Origin of the sequence: Asaia bogorensis, from assembly GCF_900465345.1 — a bacterium.
In the GTDB taxonomy this organism is placed as follows: Bacteria; Pseudomonadota; Alphaproteobacteria; order Acetobacterales; family Acetobacteraceae; genus Asaia; species Asaia bogorensis_A.
The window spans coordinates 1-13,964 of the sequence record NZ_UEGO01000001.1; the positions used below are offsets into that span (position 1 = coordinate 1).

Genomic DNA, 13,964 nt, shown 5'->3' on the forward strand with positions numbered 1-13,964 from the left:
GACGTCTGTAGTTCTTTCGAAAAAGAATAAATCAGTCAGCACTCTCATCATCAGAACCACTGGTTCAGACAACACCAAAGCGCCGCCAACATATCCCTTCCATAACCTATTCAATTTTCAAAGAACCCTACCTAACCCACTGATCTTACTCAGTCTTCCAGGCAGTCACCGCGGCGTGTTCCGCTGCGGTGAACGGGCTTTTAGACCCCACACCCATCACCGTCAACACATAATTTCAAAAAAATGACACCCATCTCAAAAAACCGAGACCACGTTTGCCAGCCGATACGCAAAACGGGAGGCCGAAGCCTCCCGTCTGTCGTGTCATGAAGAACGCCCGTATCTAGATGAGATTGGCCGCCTCATACGCCTTGAACCAGGCCACGAAATGCTTCACCCCTTCCTCCAGCGACACCACGGGCCGCCAGCCCGTCAGCTTTGTCATTTCCTCATGAGAGGACCATGTTGCCTCAACATCCGACAACGGGCGACGCTTTGCCTTGATAACTGCCTTGCGCCCAAGTTCCTGCTCAAGCAACGCAACAAGGCGACTGACGGCTGTCGGTGAATCACTTCCCAGGTTGAAAAGACGCGAAACGCCTTTCTCTGGCTCATTGTCCAGAGCGGCAAGCACGCCAGAGACAATATCGTCGATATAGGTGAAGTCGCGCGCCAGCCCCTCACCTTCATACAAGGTAAGCGGTTCGCCTGCCGTTATGGCGCGGGCAAATTTGTAATAGGCCATATCCGGGCGCCCCCACGGACCATAGGCTGTGAAGAAACGCAGTCCGGTCTGTTTCAGGCCATAGAGATGGGCGTAGGCATGGGCCGTCAGCTCACCGGCGCGCTTGGTCACCGCGTAGAATGATCCGGGACGATCAACGGGATCGCTCTCGCGAAAAGGCATCGTTTCGTTGAGCCCATAGACTGACGATGATGAGGCATAAACGATGTGGCGCAAATCAGGCAGGTGACGCGCCGCCTCAAGCAGCACGACATGTCCCATCATATTGGACGTCACGTAGGCGCATGGATCGGCCAGCGAATAGCGCACCCCTGCCTGAGCGGCCAAATGCACGATATGCGTAATGCCCGGATGTGCCGTGAGGACCGCCTCAACATCCTCACGGCGGCTTAGATCACCCTTATGGAAAACAAAACCATTCTGGCCGGCAAGCTGCGCCAGACGATCCTGTTTGAGCTGCACACTATAATAAGCGTTCAGCGAGTCGAACCCGATCACCTCGTGTCCCTGGCTCAGGAGCTGGGCGGCCACGTGATAGCCGACAAAGCCTGCTGCCCCGGTCAGGAAAACCCTCATGACGTTCAGTGCGCCACTGGGAGTGCCTTGGACGATACGAGATCGCCCACGACAATATTGTTCTTTTCCATTGTGCCTGCCGCCACTTCAAGAACAGCGGCAGAGTCACCCTGCCCGACCAGACGACGTTCGCTGAACGGTACAGTCTTTTCAGTAATGGCCTGAATGCGGCCATCCGTCCCGATAAAGACGATATCGAGCGACGGTGCCGTATCACGCATCCACATGGCAGCCGCCTCGGGGGGGCTGAACAGGAAGAGCATCCCTGTATTTTCCGCGATACTCTGACGCGACGATTCCCCGGCTTCCTTCTGCTTTTCTGTCCGGGCGACCTCAACAGTGAAATCATGGCGACCGTTGTGGCGGTCGGTGATCGTCAGGGGCACTTTGTCGAGAGGCTTTTGGGCGCCTGCCTGGGCTTCATGCTGACTGTCCCCCGCGACTGCACTGGACGAGATCGGTGCGCCAGCCAGAGCAGTGGCGGCAAGGACCAGACTGGTCAGAAGCGCACGGCTCCGCAAATTCCTGTTCATGTCTGCGCTCCCGGTTGTTCAGGCGAGGTAAGGATTATTCTGCCGCTCTTCGCCAATCATGGTTGGCAAACCATGCCCCGGCAGAACAATGAAATCGTCAGGCAGGGAGAGCAATGTACGCTTGATCCCTGCAATCAGACTCTCATGGTCGCCATAAGCGAAATCCGACCGACCAACAACACCACGGAACAACGTATCGCCCACAATGGCCAGTTTATCGGCTCGACTTATATAGATGACATGACCGGGCGTATGGCCCGGACAATGCGCGACTTCAAACGTGCCGGTGGGAAGCTCGATGACCTCACCATCAACCACAAACCGGTCGGGATGAGCATTTTGCAGGTCATACAACCCGAAGGCCTGGGCCTGATCCTCCACCGTTTCGAGCAGAAAGGCATCGCGCCGGTCAGGACCGATCATCGCAACCGGGGTTGATTGACGTTTTTCAAGGCCCGCACGCAGGGCGTCCGCCCCACCAACATGGTCGAAATGCCCGTGAGTCAGCAGAATGGCATCAACAGTCATGCCCTCAAGCAGCTGCAAAATCTCAGGCGCGTCACCTCCTGGATCGACAACGACCGCGCGGCCCGTATCGGGATCTTCGAGCACGGTACAATTCTGACGCAGTGGCGTTACCTTGACGGTGCGGGCACGCAAATCCGGCTCTTCCTCTTCTTGATCGTGACGCATTCCGGAAGAATGGGGCCGCCTGAGAGGCAGAAAAATCCCGGAAGCGTTGCTGTGCGGACCATGATGCGCAAAGGCTTCATGGCCGCGATACCGCGCAGGGGCCATTCATTCAAGCAATCATATAACATGCAAAGGGCGGGGCAGGATTGACCGGGCCTCCTGGTCGCATCAGAGTCCGCCCAGTCCGGCGCAGCGCAATCTGCCCGGAATTACGAGGTTATCAGGAGACGATCATGAGCCGAATCATCCGCACAGAGCCTAATCCCGTCATGTCCAAAGCCGTCGAATATCACGGCTTCGTTTTCACGCAGGGCGTCGTGGCCCGTAATCTCGATGCCGATTTCGATGCCCAGACTTCCGATGTGCTCGAACAGCTGGATGTTCTGCTTGAGCAGCATGGCACGGACAACACCCGCATTCTGCAGGCACAGATCTGGCTGAAGGACATCAGCGATCGCGATGCACTCAACAAGCAGTGGACGGCCTGGCTGCCGAAAGACTCAGCCCCGGCGCGGGCCTGCGTTCAGGCGATTCTGGCCGATCCGCGTATGCTCGTGGAAATTATGCTGATCACAACAAAGTAAGGCTTATTGAATTTTCCCCGGGTCGACACATTTTATCTCGGGGAAAGTTCATAAAATCGCCATGACTCCCCCTTACATGGGTTGCCAATCCAAGGTGAACACAGTTACCTAGATGCAACACACAACGGGCGGATATCGAATCAATGAACGTGGGACAGAAAAGTTGCCTCAGACTTCTCCGCAGGCCGTTTTTTTCGTCCCTGACCGCTTTGTCCCTTCTGGTAGGGTCGGCGGTTCTGGCCCCAAAAGCTGAAGCGCGCCAGAAGGCTGGTCACAAGGCTGTTATGCATTCTGCGCATAGCGCCCGACACACCTCAGCGCGTCACGTCGCACTTCGCCAGACACGCTTCACGACGCGGCGCCACCATTCCGGTGGTCACGTTATCCAGTGTGTTGCCTACGCCAAAGCCGCTTCTGATGTTGTGCTGAGCGGTAATGCCCGTGACTGGTGGGATAACTCTCGCGGCGTTTACGCCCGTGGCTCTGCCCCCGAACCAGGCTCGGTGCTGAATTTCCGCGCTATCCGCCGTATGCCCTATGGCCACGTGGCGGTCGTCCGTGCTGTAGAAGACAACCGCACGATCGTGATCGACCAGTCTCACTGGGCGCAGAACGGTGTTGCCAAGAACGTGCGCGTCATCGACGTTTCTCCCAATAACGACTGGTCTGCTGTGCGCGTGGCGCTCAACAGCAAGTCTGGTACCTACGGCAGCATCTACCCGACCTACGGGTTTATCTATGGTCGCCCTGATGACGGGGTGATGATGGCTAATAATACGCCGGCGCCTGCTCATCGTTCCACACGTTCGCATAACGTGACGACGGCAAGCTTCGCAGCTCTGCAACATCCGATGAACTCGACCGAAGTGGCAGAGGCCCCGGAAGATGCCTTCAGCGTGGAAGGCCCCAGCCGCAATCTGCGCTGATCAAGCCTGATCAGCTAATTCCCGCCAAGGCGGCCCGGAAACGGGTCGCCTTTTTTTATGGCCTGTCGCCCGCCTTGCAATCGTCACTCGGGACGAAGCGCCTGAGCCTATTGGCAGACGGGATTCAGGGGCGTGCTGAACGATGGTAGGGATGGCCCGCGCTGATCGCGCGCGCGCGGTAGATCTGCTCTGCCAGAAGCAATCGCACAATCATGTGGGGCCAGGTCATACGCCCAAAAGAGATACGGGCATCGGCCCGCTCGATAACGCTGGCCTCCAGCCCTTCAGCCCCGCCGATGACGAAGGAAACCTGCTTGCCGGTTGCAAGCCACGAATCGAGCATGGTGGAGAATTGCTGGGAGTCGGGTGAACTCCCCCCCTCATCCAGCGCAATCACGATCGTACCCTCGGGACAGGCCGCCAGAATCGCCGCCGCATCCTTGCGACGGATTTCCAGGGCACTGCCACGCGATTCGCCAATCTCGATCAGATCGACCCTGGGGCGGGTGCGTTCGACATAACGGTCGAACAGCTCCCGCTCCGGCCCTCTCTTGAGGCGACCGACCGCCACAATCCTGATCATGCGTAATCAGAGATCCGTCATGTCGGCTTCATCGCTGGCAGTATCGTCGAGGTCCTTGCCCCACATACGCTCGAGCGCATAGAGCGCGCGGCTCTCGGGCTTGAACAGATGCACAACGATGTCACCGGTATCGAGCAGAACCCAATCGGTTCCGTTCGCACCTTCGATGGTGATGCGCTTGATGCCGATCTCGTTCAGCTTGTCTTCAATATGCGTGGCCATGGCGGCAATCTGCCTGTCGGCAATACCTGTGGCGACCACCATATGGTCAGCAAAACTGGCACGCCCCCGCAGGTCGAGCGTCACGATATCCTCGGCCTTGTCTTCATCAAGGCTTGCCGTGATGAGTGCCAGCGCCTTTTCAACCAGTTCCGGCTCAGCACCGGTGCGCGGTGCAGCGCCGCGGGTCTTGCGCGGGCCTGCAGCGGCGGCCTTCTTGCGCGGCGTGCCGGCGGTCTTCATGGTGGCAGTGGCCTCGCCCGAAGCGGGCTGGGTCTTGGTCTCACCAGCGGACGCGCGGGTGCGACGGGCTGGGGTGGGCGTCTCGTCGGACGGTTTTCTGGCGATGGCTCGACACTCCGGTCAATACATTAGAGAGAGAGCGAGGCGGGATAATTGCCGGAATCCCTCAACGCTGTCGCTGATATACCGTTTTGCGGCGCCGGAAGAAAAGCCCAGACACCACCTTTAGAGCGCGACATGATCGGCCCACGTCGTGGAGGCACGCGCATATGGCTGAGCGCGTGGGTGGCCTGGCCTGAAAGCGCCGTGCGATTGCTGCCCGGTCTCGGCACGACTGCCATGGGAACATGCAGGGCAAGATCGCGCCAGCGACGCCATCGTGTGAGCGTCGCCAGACTGTCCGCTCCCATCAGCCAGACGAAGCGCGCCCTTGGAAAACGCAGCCTCAGCAGCGCAATCGTCTCGACGGTATAACGCTTGTTCAGCCGTGCCTCGATATCGGTGGCGATGATATGCCGACCGTCAGCCAGGGCACGGGCCGAGTCGAGGCGATTTTCGAACGGCGCCATGCCTCGCCTTGGCTTGAGCGGATTACCCGGCGAAACCATGAGCCAGACCTGATCGAGGCGCAGATGGGTCAGGGCGTAGCGTGCGAGTTGCAGATGACCAGCATGGGCCGGATTGAACGACCCACCGAGCAGCCCGATCGACACCGCACGATTATCGCCATATTTCGGAATTTCCACCACGTCAGGGGCGGGTCTGCCCGGTGCCTCGGACCTCATAACGGAAGGTCGTAAGCTGTTCGAGCCCGACGGGGCCTCGGGCATGGATCTTGCCCGTGGCAATACCGATCTCGGCCCCGAACCCGAATTCTCCGCCATCGCAGAACTGGGTCGAGGCGTTCCACATCACCACGGCGCTATCCGTCCCATTCAGGAAGCGTTCGGCAACCTCTGCATTTTCAGTGATGATCGCTTCCGTATGACCGCTGCCATAACGCGCGATATGGGCAAGTGCCGAATCGATATTCTCGACGACCGCCACGGAGAGACGCGCATCGAGCCATTCCGTCGCAAAGTCATCCGACGTGGCGGGTTCAAGATCATGCACGATATGACGCGCTGTCTCGTCACCCAGAATGGCGCAGCCCAGCGCATGCAGATCCTGCACCAGCGCAGGTAACAGGGCCTCGGCAATTGCGTGGTCGATCAGCAGGGTCTCGGTCGCACCGCAAATACCGGTACGCCGCATCTTGGCATTGGCGAGTATCTCACGCGCCATCGCGAAGTCGGCATCCTTGTGGATATAGGTGTGACACAGCCCATCGGCATGAGCGAGAACCGGTACGCGGGCCTCGCGCTGCACCCGCTCGACAAGCGATTTACCACCGCGCGGAATGATCATGTCAATTTCACCGGCAGCTGTCAGCATGGCGGCGACATGCGCCCGATCAGCATCGGGGACGATCTGCACGCAGTCACGCGGCAGACCCGCCTTCTCCAGTCCTTCCTGGATGCAGGACTGGATGCACCGTGCTGAATGAAGGCTCTCGGAGCCGCCACGCAAGATGACGGCATTGCCGGATTTGATGCACAGGCCCGCAGCGTCAGCCCCCACATTGGGGCGGCTTTCATAGATCATGCCAATGACACCAAGCGGAGTCGCCACACGGCGGATGTTCAGGCCGTTGGGACGTGTCCAGTCACACAGCACCCTGCCAACCGGATCCGGCAAAAGCGCAATCGATTCGAGGCCCTTTGCCATGGACTCGATCCGTGCAGGCGTCAGCGTCAGCCGGTCGATGAAGGCAGCGCTTGCCTTGGAGGAGGCGACATCGCGTGCATTGGCCACAAGAATATCAGGCGCATGCTCACGCAGTGACGCTGCGGCGGCACGCAAGGCCTCGTTGCGCTGGCTTTCCGGAGCAATGGCGAGAAGACGGGCCGCTGCGCGCGCTGGTCCGGTCAGGGCCTTGAAATCGGACACGGTCGTAGCAGCTTCCATCATTCATTCTCCTGTCTGCCTTGCGGCATCTGGCCCGGCCGAACCCGAAAACGGCCCAAAGGGCGATCAGCTATGTATCATGCCTGCGCTGCTTGAAAAGATCGGCCCAGGGCAAGGGTCGCGGCAACGTTGCGCGCGCAGCGCCTCAACGCATGCTCTGCCTCGCTGAATGCCTCTTCCAGAGTGCAGGGGCGCTCAAGACAGCTGAAAACGGCGTCAAAGCCTGTTGCAAGCAGATCGTCATGTCCTGCACCCAGTGTACCCGCAAAGGCTATCACCGGTTTGCCTGCCTTTTTCGCCAGCGTGGCGATTGCCTGCGGTGCCTTGCCCTGCGCGGTCTGGCAATCCAGCCGCCCCTCACCGGTGATGACCAGATCCATCTGGCTCACGCGCGTATCCAGACCCAGAAGCCCCGCCACCGCCTCAGCCCCCGGAACGAGCCTCGCCCCGCACAGCCCGACCAGCCCCAGCGCCGCACCACCCGCGGCGCCCATACCTTCCACCGCCGTCAGATCGCGCCCGCATCGCAGTTCCACCAGACTCGCAAGGCGCGCCAGCGAGGCCTCCAGAAGCGGGATCATGGCGGGTGTTGCCCCCTTCTGAGGCCCGAATACGGCAACCGCGCCGGTCTCTCCCAGCAGGGGAGCCGTCACGTCGCACAAAATCTCGATACGACACTCTGCCAGCCGGGGATCGAGCCGGTCGTCATCCAGAGAGAACACCGCCCCGAGCGGTCCTCCTCCGTGAGGAATTTCCTGCCCGTGCAGATCGCGCAGCGAAACACCAAGCGCCTGTAAGAGACCCGCTCCGCCGTCGCAGGTTGCACTGCCGCCAAGCGCAAGAACCAGATGCCTGCACCCCATATCAAGGGCCGCGCTCATGAGTTCACCCACACCATAGGTGGTGGTGAACAGGGGTGAGCGCGATTCGAGCGGGGTTTGGGCGAGACCGGCGGCCTCGGCCAGTTCGATCAGTGCTGTCCGGCCATGATCGAGAACAGCGAAACGCGCCGAAACAGGCACACCGAGCGGGCCGCACACATCGCGGGTTTCAAGTCGGCCGCCCAATGTGCGGGCCATGATGGCAGCAGTTCCCTCGCCGCCATCCGCCATAGGAAAGGCATGATAGCGGGCATCCGGGTAGATTTCCCTGAAACCGCCGATAATCGCCTGAACCACGGCCTCGGCCGTCAGGCTCTCCTTGAAGGAGTCACAGGCAACGAGAATATCCATCAGCGCCTCCGGTAAGACGCCCTATCATTGCCTCAGGATCAGGCCGGTCAAGCCCTGATCCTGTCAAACCCGGATACTGTCAGACGTTGAAGCGGAACAGCAGAACGTCACCATCCTGCACCACATATTCCTTGCCTTCGATACGCAGCTTGCCCGCTTCCTTGGCACCGGACTCGCCGCCACAGGCAATGTAATCGTCATAGGCCACGGTCTCGCAGGCAATGAAGCCGCGCTCGAAATCGTTGTGAATGACCGCAGCCGCCTGAGGGGCCTTTGTGCCCTTGGTGATGGTCCAGGCGCGCGTCTCTTTCGGGCCGACCGTGAAATAGGTGCTCAGACCCAGCAGGCCGTAGCCGGCAGCAATCACACGATCCAGACCGGAATTGCTCAGCCCCAGCCCTTCGAGGAACTCGGCGCGCTCTTCCTGCGGCAGCTGGCTGACTTCCGCTTCGATCGCCGCAGACACCACCACCATGGCAGCGCCTTCGGCCTCTGCGCGCTTGCGCACGGCTTCGGAATGGCTGTTGCCGGTCGAAGCAGAGCCTTCCTCCACGTTGCAGACATAGAGCACCGGCTTGGTGGTCATGAGCTGCAGGCGGCGTGCTGTTTCTTCCTCACCCTTGGGTACGGCAGTACGGGCGGGCTTACCCTCGCGGAGGGCGGCCATGATGGGATCCATGATGGCGAGCTGCTGCTGCGCCTCACGATCATTGCCGCGCGCGCGCTTCTGCAAGGCCGTCTGACGCTTTTCGAGCGAGTCCAGATCGGCCAGCATCAGCTCGGTCTCGATGATCTCGGCATCGCGCACCGGGTCCACGCCACCTTCGACATGGGTGATGTCGTCATCCTCGAAGCAGCGCAGCACGTGGATGATGGCATCCACCTCACGGATATTGGCAAGGAACTGGTTGCCCAGACCCTCACCACGAGACGCGCCGCGCACGAGACCGGCAATATCGACGAATTCGAGGCTGGTCGGCAGGATCTTCTGCGACTTGCCGATACGCGCAAGATTGTCGAGGCGCGAATCAGGCACGGCGACGCGGCCCACATTCGGCTCAATGGTGCAGAAGGGATAATTTGCTGCCTGAGCTGCCGCCGTTTCGGTCAGCGCGTTGAACAGGGTGGATTTGCCCACATTGGGAAGCCCCACGATGCCACAATTGAAGCCCATCAGCGTTTCTCCCCGCACAGCATGGCGATTTTTGTCATTGTCGCTTCCGGTTCTCCCTTGGCCAGCAGGGGCGACGCCGCAGCCACGGCGTCGAGAAGCGTTTCGAGTTCTGTCTGTTCGGCCTTGGCGAAATCGCCCAGCACATGGCCTGTCACACGGTCCTTGTGACCGGGATGCCCGATGCCGAGACGCATGCGCTGATAATTCTGGTCACCCAGCATACGGTCCATGGAGCGCAGGCCATTATGGCCCGCCGCACCGCCACCGCGCTTGACCCTCACCTTGCAGAACGCAAGATCGAGCTCGTCATGAAACGCCGTGATATCGGAAACCGGAATCTTGAAGAACCGCGCAGCCTGCTGCACGCTCTCGCCGGACAAATTCATGTAAGTCATGGGCTTGAGCAGAAGAACCTTCTGTCCCTCGATGCTGCCCTCGGCCGTCTCTCCCTTGAAGCGCGAGCGCCAGGGAGAGAACCGGTAGTATTCGGCAATACGCTCGACAGCCATGAAGCCAATATTATGGCGCTGTCTGCGCATGCCGGGCTCGGGGTTACCGAGCCCGGTCCAGAGTAGCATTGCGGCCACCCTGAGCGGTCTTACTTCTTCTTCGCAGGAGCGGCGGCTTCAGCAGCGGCCTTCGCAGCGGCTTCAGCTTCCATCTCGGCATCCACCGTCGGCGGCGCGATGGTGGCGATGACGAAGTTCGGCAGCTGCAGAACCGGTGTCACGTTCTCGGTGCCGGTCAGGTCGTCCCAACGCACGTTGTCGTGGATGTCGAGCGTGCTCAGATCAACCGTGAAGCTGGACGGGATGTTGTCCACATCAGCCATGACGTCCACCGTGTGACGGACCAGGTTCAGCACGCCACCGCGCTTGATGCCAGGAGCCTTGTCTTCACCGGTCACGTGGATGGCGACGGTCACGTGGACCTTCTCGCCAGCAGCCAGACGCTGGAAATCGACATGGATCGGCGCATCGGTCACGGGGTGCAGCTGCACTTCACGCAGAAGAGCGCGCACGGTGCCACCTTCGAGCGGCAGTTCATACAGGCGCGAGCGCCAGCCACCACGGACCATTTCCTTGTGGATGATGCGCGGATCGATCTGGATCAGCGAGGCTTCCTGCTTGCCACCATACACAACACCCGGCACCAGACCGGCACGTCTCGTTGCGCGCGCTGCCCCCTTACCAGCCTTCGCGCGCGTAGAGACTTCGAGGGACGTCATATTTGTCACGGTATTCTCCCAAATTCATTGCACTCATGGCCTCCAGGGGTGCCTGAGTGATGGGGCGCCTTACCGGAATTGGGGGGGTAAAGCAATGTTCTTCGGGATTCGGGAGGGGGATTCTTCTCGGGGCTCTGCCCCAAAACCCGCGAAGGGGCACAGCCCCTTTGATCCCGACCCTTAATCAGACCGGGATGAAAAGGACTTGTCCCTTTCCGGGATGCGAGGCCGCGCCCCGCATCGCTCACTCGTAGGCGGTGAGCACCCAGCCATTCTCTGTCGGGTCGCAGTAAAGCGGCACGGCATTGGCGAGGCGGACATTGATAGGCAGGCTCATGGCGGCGCGCAGGGCGCGGAACAGGGCCCCATGCGCGACAATCAGAGGGATACCGCCCTGTTCGAGCGCATGATTGACTGCCCCCGCAGCACGGGTCTTGAGACCCTCGAATGTCTCGCAGCCTTCTGGCGTAAACTCGCCGGCGATCCATGGATCGTACCAGTCGCCCATAGGCTCACCTTCCATCACACCGAAGCAAACCTCTTCAAGGTCGCGATCCGTGCTGAGCGGCAGGGTGACGCCACTTGACATTGCAATGGCCTGCTGGGCAGCCATCGCCGTGTCATGGGCGCGCGTGAGCGGAGAAGACACGATCTGGCTGATAGGTGCTGCGCCATCGCGCCAATGCTGCGAGAGAGACGCACCAGCCTTGACGGCCTGTTCGCGACCCGTGGCATTCAGTGGGATGTCCGTGCGGCCCTGGGAGAGGTTTTGGGCGTTCCAGTCGGTCTGACCGTGGCGCAGATACCAGAAGGGGCGACGAAGCAGCATGAAAACCAGTCCTTAATCGAAGAGCGAGGAGACAGAGCTTTCATCTGCCACAGCACTCATGGCACGCGCCAGCAGATTGGCGGTGCTGATCTGCCTGATATTGGGTGAGGCTTCCATCGCCTCTGTCGCCGGAATACTGTCGGTCAGGGTGAGCATCCGGATGGGTGATGCCGTGATGCGCTCCACGGCCTGACCAGTCAGAACACCGTGGGTGACATAGGCCTCTACCCCGGCGGCACCATGATTGATGAGGGCCTGGGCCGCATTGCATAGCGAACCGCCGCTATCGACGATATCATCAACCAGAATACAGTAACGCCCGCTGACATCACCGATCACGTTCATGACTTCCGAAACGCCAGCGCGCTCACGCCGCTTGTCGATAATGGCCAGATCGGTGTTCAGACGCTGCGCCAGCTGACGCGCACGCACCACACCGCCCACATCGGGGGAGACGATCATCAGGTCTTCATTGGGATGGCGTGCATTGATGTCGCGCTTGAAAAGCGGGGCCGCGTAGAGGTTATCGACCGGGATATCGAAGAAACCCTGTATCTGCATGGCGTGCAGATCCATGGTCAGGATACGGTTGGCCCCGGCCTCGACCAGCAGATTGGCGACCAGTTTGGCGCTGATAGGGGTGCGCGGCCCCGATTTGCGATCCTGCCTAGCATAGCCGAAATAGGGCATGACAGCCGTGACGCGACGGGCCGACCCGCGACGCAGGGCGTCGAGCATGATCAGCAATTCCATCAGATTGTCGTTGGTGGGTGAGCAGGTGCTCTGGATCACGAACACGTCTTCACCGCGCACGTTTTCCTGGATTTCGACAAAGACCTCGGCATCGGCGAAGCGTCGTACAGACACCTTGCACAGCGGGAGACGCAATTCCTGAGCAACGGCACGCGCCAATGGCAGGTTACTGTTACAGGCGACGATCTTCATCGGGAAACGACTCCGGTCCGGGGCGGCAGCAAACGCGGCCTTCTAACAACGTCGGGCAAGGCTGTCATTAACTCATGGGCGCCCACTCCTGCTGATAGAGTGATTTTTACAGGGCTGTGACCGACGCCACTCATGTTCTGGGTATCAACCCGCTATGCGGGTTTCGTTCCTTGCCGCCGTAATACGATCTGAGGCCATCCCGGCTCCCAAACACATGCTCTACATTTATAGAAAACATGCGAATATATTTTGATTAATTTCGATGGTTTATCCAATAAGTATTGATTTTTGTGAATAATAACATATCAATACTCATGGAAATTGATCGCGATTTCATCTTCAAATCCAATTCCAGGAAAATTTCAGGACCGCATGTGAACTCGCGACCAAACGCTGATCACTCTCACCAATGAGCCGGATCGACATCCCGAAAGCCTGCCCCAACACTTTTGGCAGGACGCATATCATTCAGACCAAGCCATTGCTGGCGCATCATGACGCTGCTCTTCTGCGCCACAATTCACTCTACACCCCGGCAGGCGTCCTGATTACTGACTCGACTTATTGTTCGGGCGTCAATGTTCAGGGCAGTTTCGAACTTCAGATCCACGCGCCCCAAATCATCGCGATTGAGACAGAACGGGATAAATGCGAGCGCGGCGAGGTATTCCACGATTGCTTCTGGATTGGCTATTTTCACGATCATTTCGGCCACTTTCTGACCAGCACCCTCGCGCGTCTATGGGCTCTCGATGCTCATGCCTCACGCGCACAATGGTATATCGCCCCGACCTACACGCGGTCTCGCGACCATGATGGCTTCATCCTGCCTATACTGAATAGCCTGGGCATCGATCATTCACGCATCATCGCACCTCCGGAAAACACCTTGATTCGTGGGATCAGAATTGCCGAACCAGCCTTCGTGGAGAATGCGCATTGCTACCGTGAGTGGGGTCGCTTCATGCAGGCAATCGGCCAATCGTTTCTCAATCGGCACCAGAGGCATTCCGCATCACGCCCCGTCTTTCTTGCACGCAGCAAGGCATCGGCCACGACAAGACGTTATGATGGCGAGCACGAGCTGAGCGTGTTCCTCGCAAGCCTTGGCATCGAGATTGTCCATCCGCAGGAACTGCCTTTTGCAGAGCAGCTTGATCTATGGGCGTCTCACAGCATCTTTGTCGGATTTTCCGGATCGGCGTTCATGAATGCCGCGTTCTTTCAGGGAAAGACAGTCATCATCCTGAACCACGATGGCTATATTTTCGGCACACAGCGCATGATCGATACGATAGGTGGCCATCATGCTGTCTATCTCGATGTCAGTGCCTTCCTGAGTGTCACTGACAGTGAGCATCACCATTATCTCATCCGCGAACCCGCACGGCTTGCCGTCGAGATTGTACAAGCCTGCCGCCGAGCCGTCTGAACACAGACGGCGCGC

At 59.4% G+C, this 13,964-nt stretch carries 16 protein-coding genes; 3 read left to right on the forward strand and 13 right to left on the reverse strand.

The window, feature by feature from the left end:
* Window positions 1–343: 343 nt before the first annotated feature.
* From ED655_RS00005 to ED655_RS00015, 3 genes are read right to left on the reverse strand one after another with little or no spacing between them, the layout of a single operon-like run.
* On the reverse strand, window positions 344–1,321 hold the full coding sequence (locus tag ED655_RS00005) for an NAD-dependent epimerase/dehydratase family protein (protein WP_122048525.1): 978 nt from the start codon (window positions 1,319–1,321) through the stop codon (window positions 344–346).
* Between the two features lie 5 nt (window positions 1,322–1,326).
* On the reverse strand, window positions 1,327–1,854 hold the full coding sequence (locus tag ED655_RS00010) for a DUF192 domain-containing protein (protein ID WP_122048526.1): 528 nt from the start codon (window positions 1,852–1,854) through the stop codon (window positions 1,327–1,329).
* 18 nt (window positions 1,855–1,872) lie between these two features.
* Window positions 1,873–2,547, reverse strand: a complete 675-nt coding sequence (locus ED655_RS00015) for an MBL fold metallo-hydrolase (protein ID WP_122048666.1) — start codon at window positions 2,545–2,547, stop codon at window positions 1,873–1,875.
* Window positions 2,548–2,780: 233 nt separating this feature from the next.
* On the opposite strand from ED655_RS00015, the gene ED655_RS00020 reads away from it, so the two are divergent.
* Window positions 2,781–3,131 carry a RidA family protein gene (locus ED655_RS00020; RefSeq protein ID WP_122048527.1) on the forward strand — a complete coding sequence of 117 codons (351 nt, stop codon included), beginning with the start codon at window positions 2,781–2,783 and terminating at the stop codon, window positions 3,129–3,131.
* A 149-nt stretch (window positions 3,132–3,280) separates the two neighbouring features.
* Window positions 3,281–4,057, forward strand: a complete 777-nt coding sequence (locus tag ED655_RS00025) for a CHAP domain-containing protein (RefSeq protein ID WP_408735631.1) — start codon at window positions 3,281–3,283, stop codon at window positions 4,055–4,057.
* 124 nt (window positions 4,058–4,181) lie between these two features.
* On the opposite strand, the gene ED655_RS00030 is transcribed toward ED655_RS00025, so the two are convergent.
* The 10 genes from ED655_RS00030 to ED655_RS00075 all read right to left on the reverse strand — a co-directional run bounded on the left by ED655_RS00030 (window position 4,182) and on the right by ED655_RS00075 (window position 12,517).
* On the reverse strand, window positions 4,182–4,637 hold the full coding sequence (locus ED655_RS00030; protein WP_171840743.1) for a 23S rRNA (pseudouridine(1915)-N(3))-methyltransferase RlmH: 456 nt from the start codon (window positions 4,635–4,637) through the stop codon (window positions 4,182–4,184).
* A gap of 9 nt (window positions 4,638–4,646) precedes the next feature.
* Complete coding sequence (gene rsfS / locus ED655_RS00035; RefSeq protein ID WP_122048528.1) at window positions 4,647–5,102, reverse strand: ribosome silencing factor; 456 nt, start codon at window positions 5,100–5,102, stop codon at window positions 4,647–4,649.
* A gap of 128 nt (window positions 5,103–5,230) precedes the next feature.
* Window positions 5,231–5,887, reverse strand: coding sequence for a nicotinate-nucleotide adenylyltransferase (locus tag ED655_RS00040; RefSeq protein WP_062165514.1), 657 nt, complete (start codon window positions 5,885–5,887; stop codon window positions 5,231–5,233).
* Entirely contained in the window at window positions 5,853–7,109 is a 1,257-nt protein-coding gene (locus ED655_RS00045) for a glutamate-5-semialdehyde dehydrogenase (RefSeq protein ID WP_408735632.1), read from the reverse strand. Before ED655_RS00045 ends, ED655_RS00040 begins: the two co-directional genes overlap by 35 nt.
* 77 nt (window positions 7,110–7,186) lie before the next feature.
* A complete protein-coding gene (locus tag ED655_RS00050) occupies window positions 7,187–8,341 on the reverse strand; it encodes a glycerate kinase (protein ID WP_122048530.1) in 1,155 nt (384 codons plus the stop codon).
* A gap of 79 nt (window positions 8,342–8,420) precedes the next feature.
* A complete protein-coding gene (gene ychF / locus ED655_RS00055) occupies window positions 8,421–9,515 on the reverse strand; it encodes a redox-regulated ATPase YchF (RefSeq protein WP_122038308.1) in 1,095 nt (364 codons plus the stop codon).
* The gene (gene pth, locus ED655_RS00060; RefSeq protein WP_122048531.1) at window positions 9,515–10,093 is read right to left on the reverse strand and encodes an aminoacyl-tRNA hydrolase; all 579 of its coding nucleotides are present in this window, start codon (window positions 10,091–10,093) and stop codon (window positions 9,515–9,517) included. The genes ychF and pth overlap by 1 nt, the downstream gene beginning before the upstream one ends.
* A 20-nt stretch (window positions 10,094–10,113) precedes the next feature.
* Window positions 10,114–10,752, reverse strand: coding sequence for a 50S ribosomal protein L25/general stress protein Ctc (locus ED655_RS00065; protein ID WP_122048532.1), 639 nt, complete (start codon window positions 10,750–10,752; stop codon window positions 10,114–10,116).
* Between the two features lie 235 nt (window positions 10,753–10,987).
* Window positions 10,988–11,572: a histidine phosphatase family protein gene (locus ED655_RS00070; RefSeq protein ID WP_122048533.1), complete on the reverse strand. Its 585-nt coding sequence runs from the start codon at window positions 11,570–11,572 to the stop codon at window positions 10,988–10,990.
* A 12-nt stretch (window positions 11,573–11,584) separates the two neighbouring features.
* Window positions 11,585–12,517 carry a ribose-phosphate pyrophosphokinase gene (locus tag ED655_RS00075; protein WP_023978857.1) on the reverse strand — a complete coding sequence of 311 codons (933 nt, stop codon included), beginning with the start codon at window positions 12,515–12,517 and terminating at the stop codon, window positions 11,585–11,587.
* A 409-nt stretch (window positions 12,518–12,926) separates the two neighbouring features.
* Between ED655_RS00075 and ED655_RS00080 the strand changes: the two genes are divergently transcribed.
* Window positions 12,927–13,949 (forward strand): glycosyltransferase family 61 protein, encoded by a 1,023-nt coding sequence (locus ED655_RS00080; RefSeq protein WP_122048534.1) that lies wholly within the window; start codon window positions 12,927–12,929, stop codon window positions 13,947–13,949.
* Window positions 13,950–13,964: the final 15 nt, after the last annotated feature.

Coding starts and splice junctions, on each gene's coding strand:
- ED655_RS00005 (WP_122048525.1), bottom strand. CDS start 1,321: ATGAGGGTTTTCCTGACCGGGGCAGCAGGCTTTGTCGGCTATCACGTG.
- ED655_RS00070 (WP_122048533.1), bottom strand. CDS start 11,572: ATGCTGCTTCGTCGCCCCTTCTGGTATCTGCGCCACGGTCAGACCGAC.
- rsfS (WP_122048528.1), bottom strand. CDS start 5,102: ATGAAGACCGCCGGCACGCCGCGCAAGAAGGCCGCCGCTGCAGGCCCG.
- ED655_RS00080 (WP_122048534.1), top strand. CDS start 12,927: ATGAGCCGGATCGACATCCCGAAAGCCTGCCCCAACACTTTTGGCAGG.
- ED655_RS00045 (WP_408735632.1), bottom strand. CDS start 7,109: ATGGAAGCTGCTACGACCGTGTCCGATTTCAAGGCCCTGACCGGACCA.
- ED655_RS00020 (WP_122048527.1), top strand. CDS start 2,781: ATGAGCCGAATCATCCGCACAGAGCCTAATCCCGTCATGTCCAAAGCC.
- ED655_RS00075 (WP_023978857.1), bottom strand. CDS start 12,517: ATGAAGATCGTCGCCTGTAACAGTAACCTGCCATTGGCGCGTGCCGTT.
- ychF (WP_122038308.1), bottom strand. CDS start 9,515: ATGGGCTTCAATTGTGGCATCGTGGGGCTTCCCAATGTGGGCAAATCC.
- ED655_RS00015 (WP_122048666.1), bottom strand. CDS start 2,547: ATGCGTCACGATCAAGAAGAGGAAGAGCCGGATTTGCGTGCCCGCACC.
- ED655_RS00050 (WP_122048530.1), bottom strand. CDS start 8,341: ATGGATATTCTCGTTGCCTGTGACTCCTTCAAGGAGAGCCTGACGGCC.
- ED655_RS00010 (WP_122048526.1), bottom strand. CDS start 1,854: ATGAACAGGAATTTGCGGAGCCGTGCGCTTCTGACCAGTCTGGTCCTT.
- pth (WP_122048531.1), bottom strand. CDS start 10,093: ATGCTACTCTGGACCGGGCTCGGTAACCCCGAGCCCGGCATGCGCAGA.
- ED655_RS00040 (WP_062165514.1), bottom strand. CDS start 5,887: ATGAGGTCCGAGGCACCGGGCAGACCCGCCCCTGACGTGGTGGAAATT.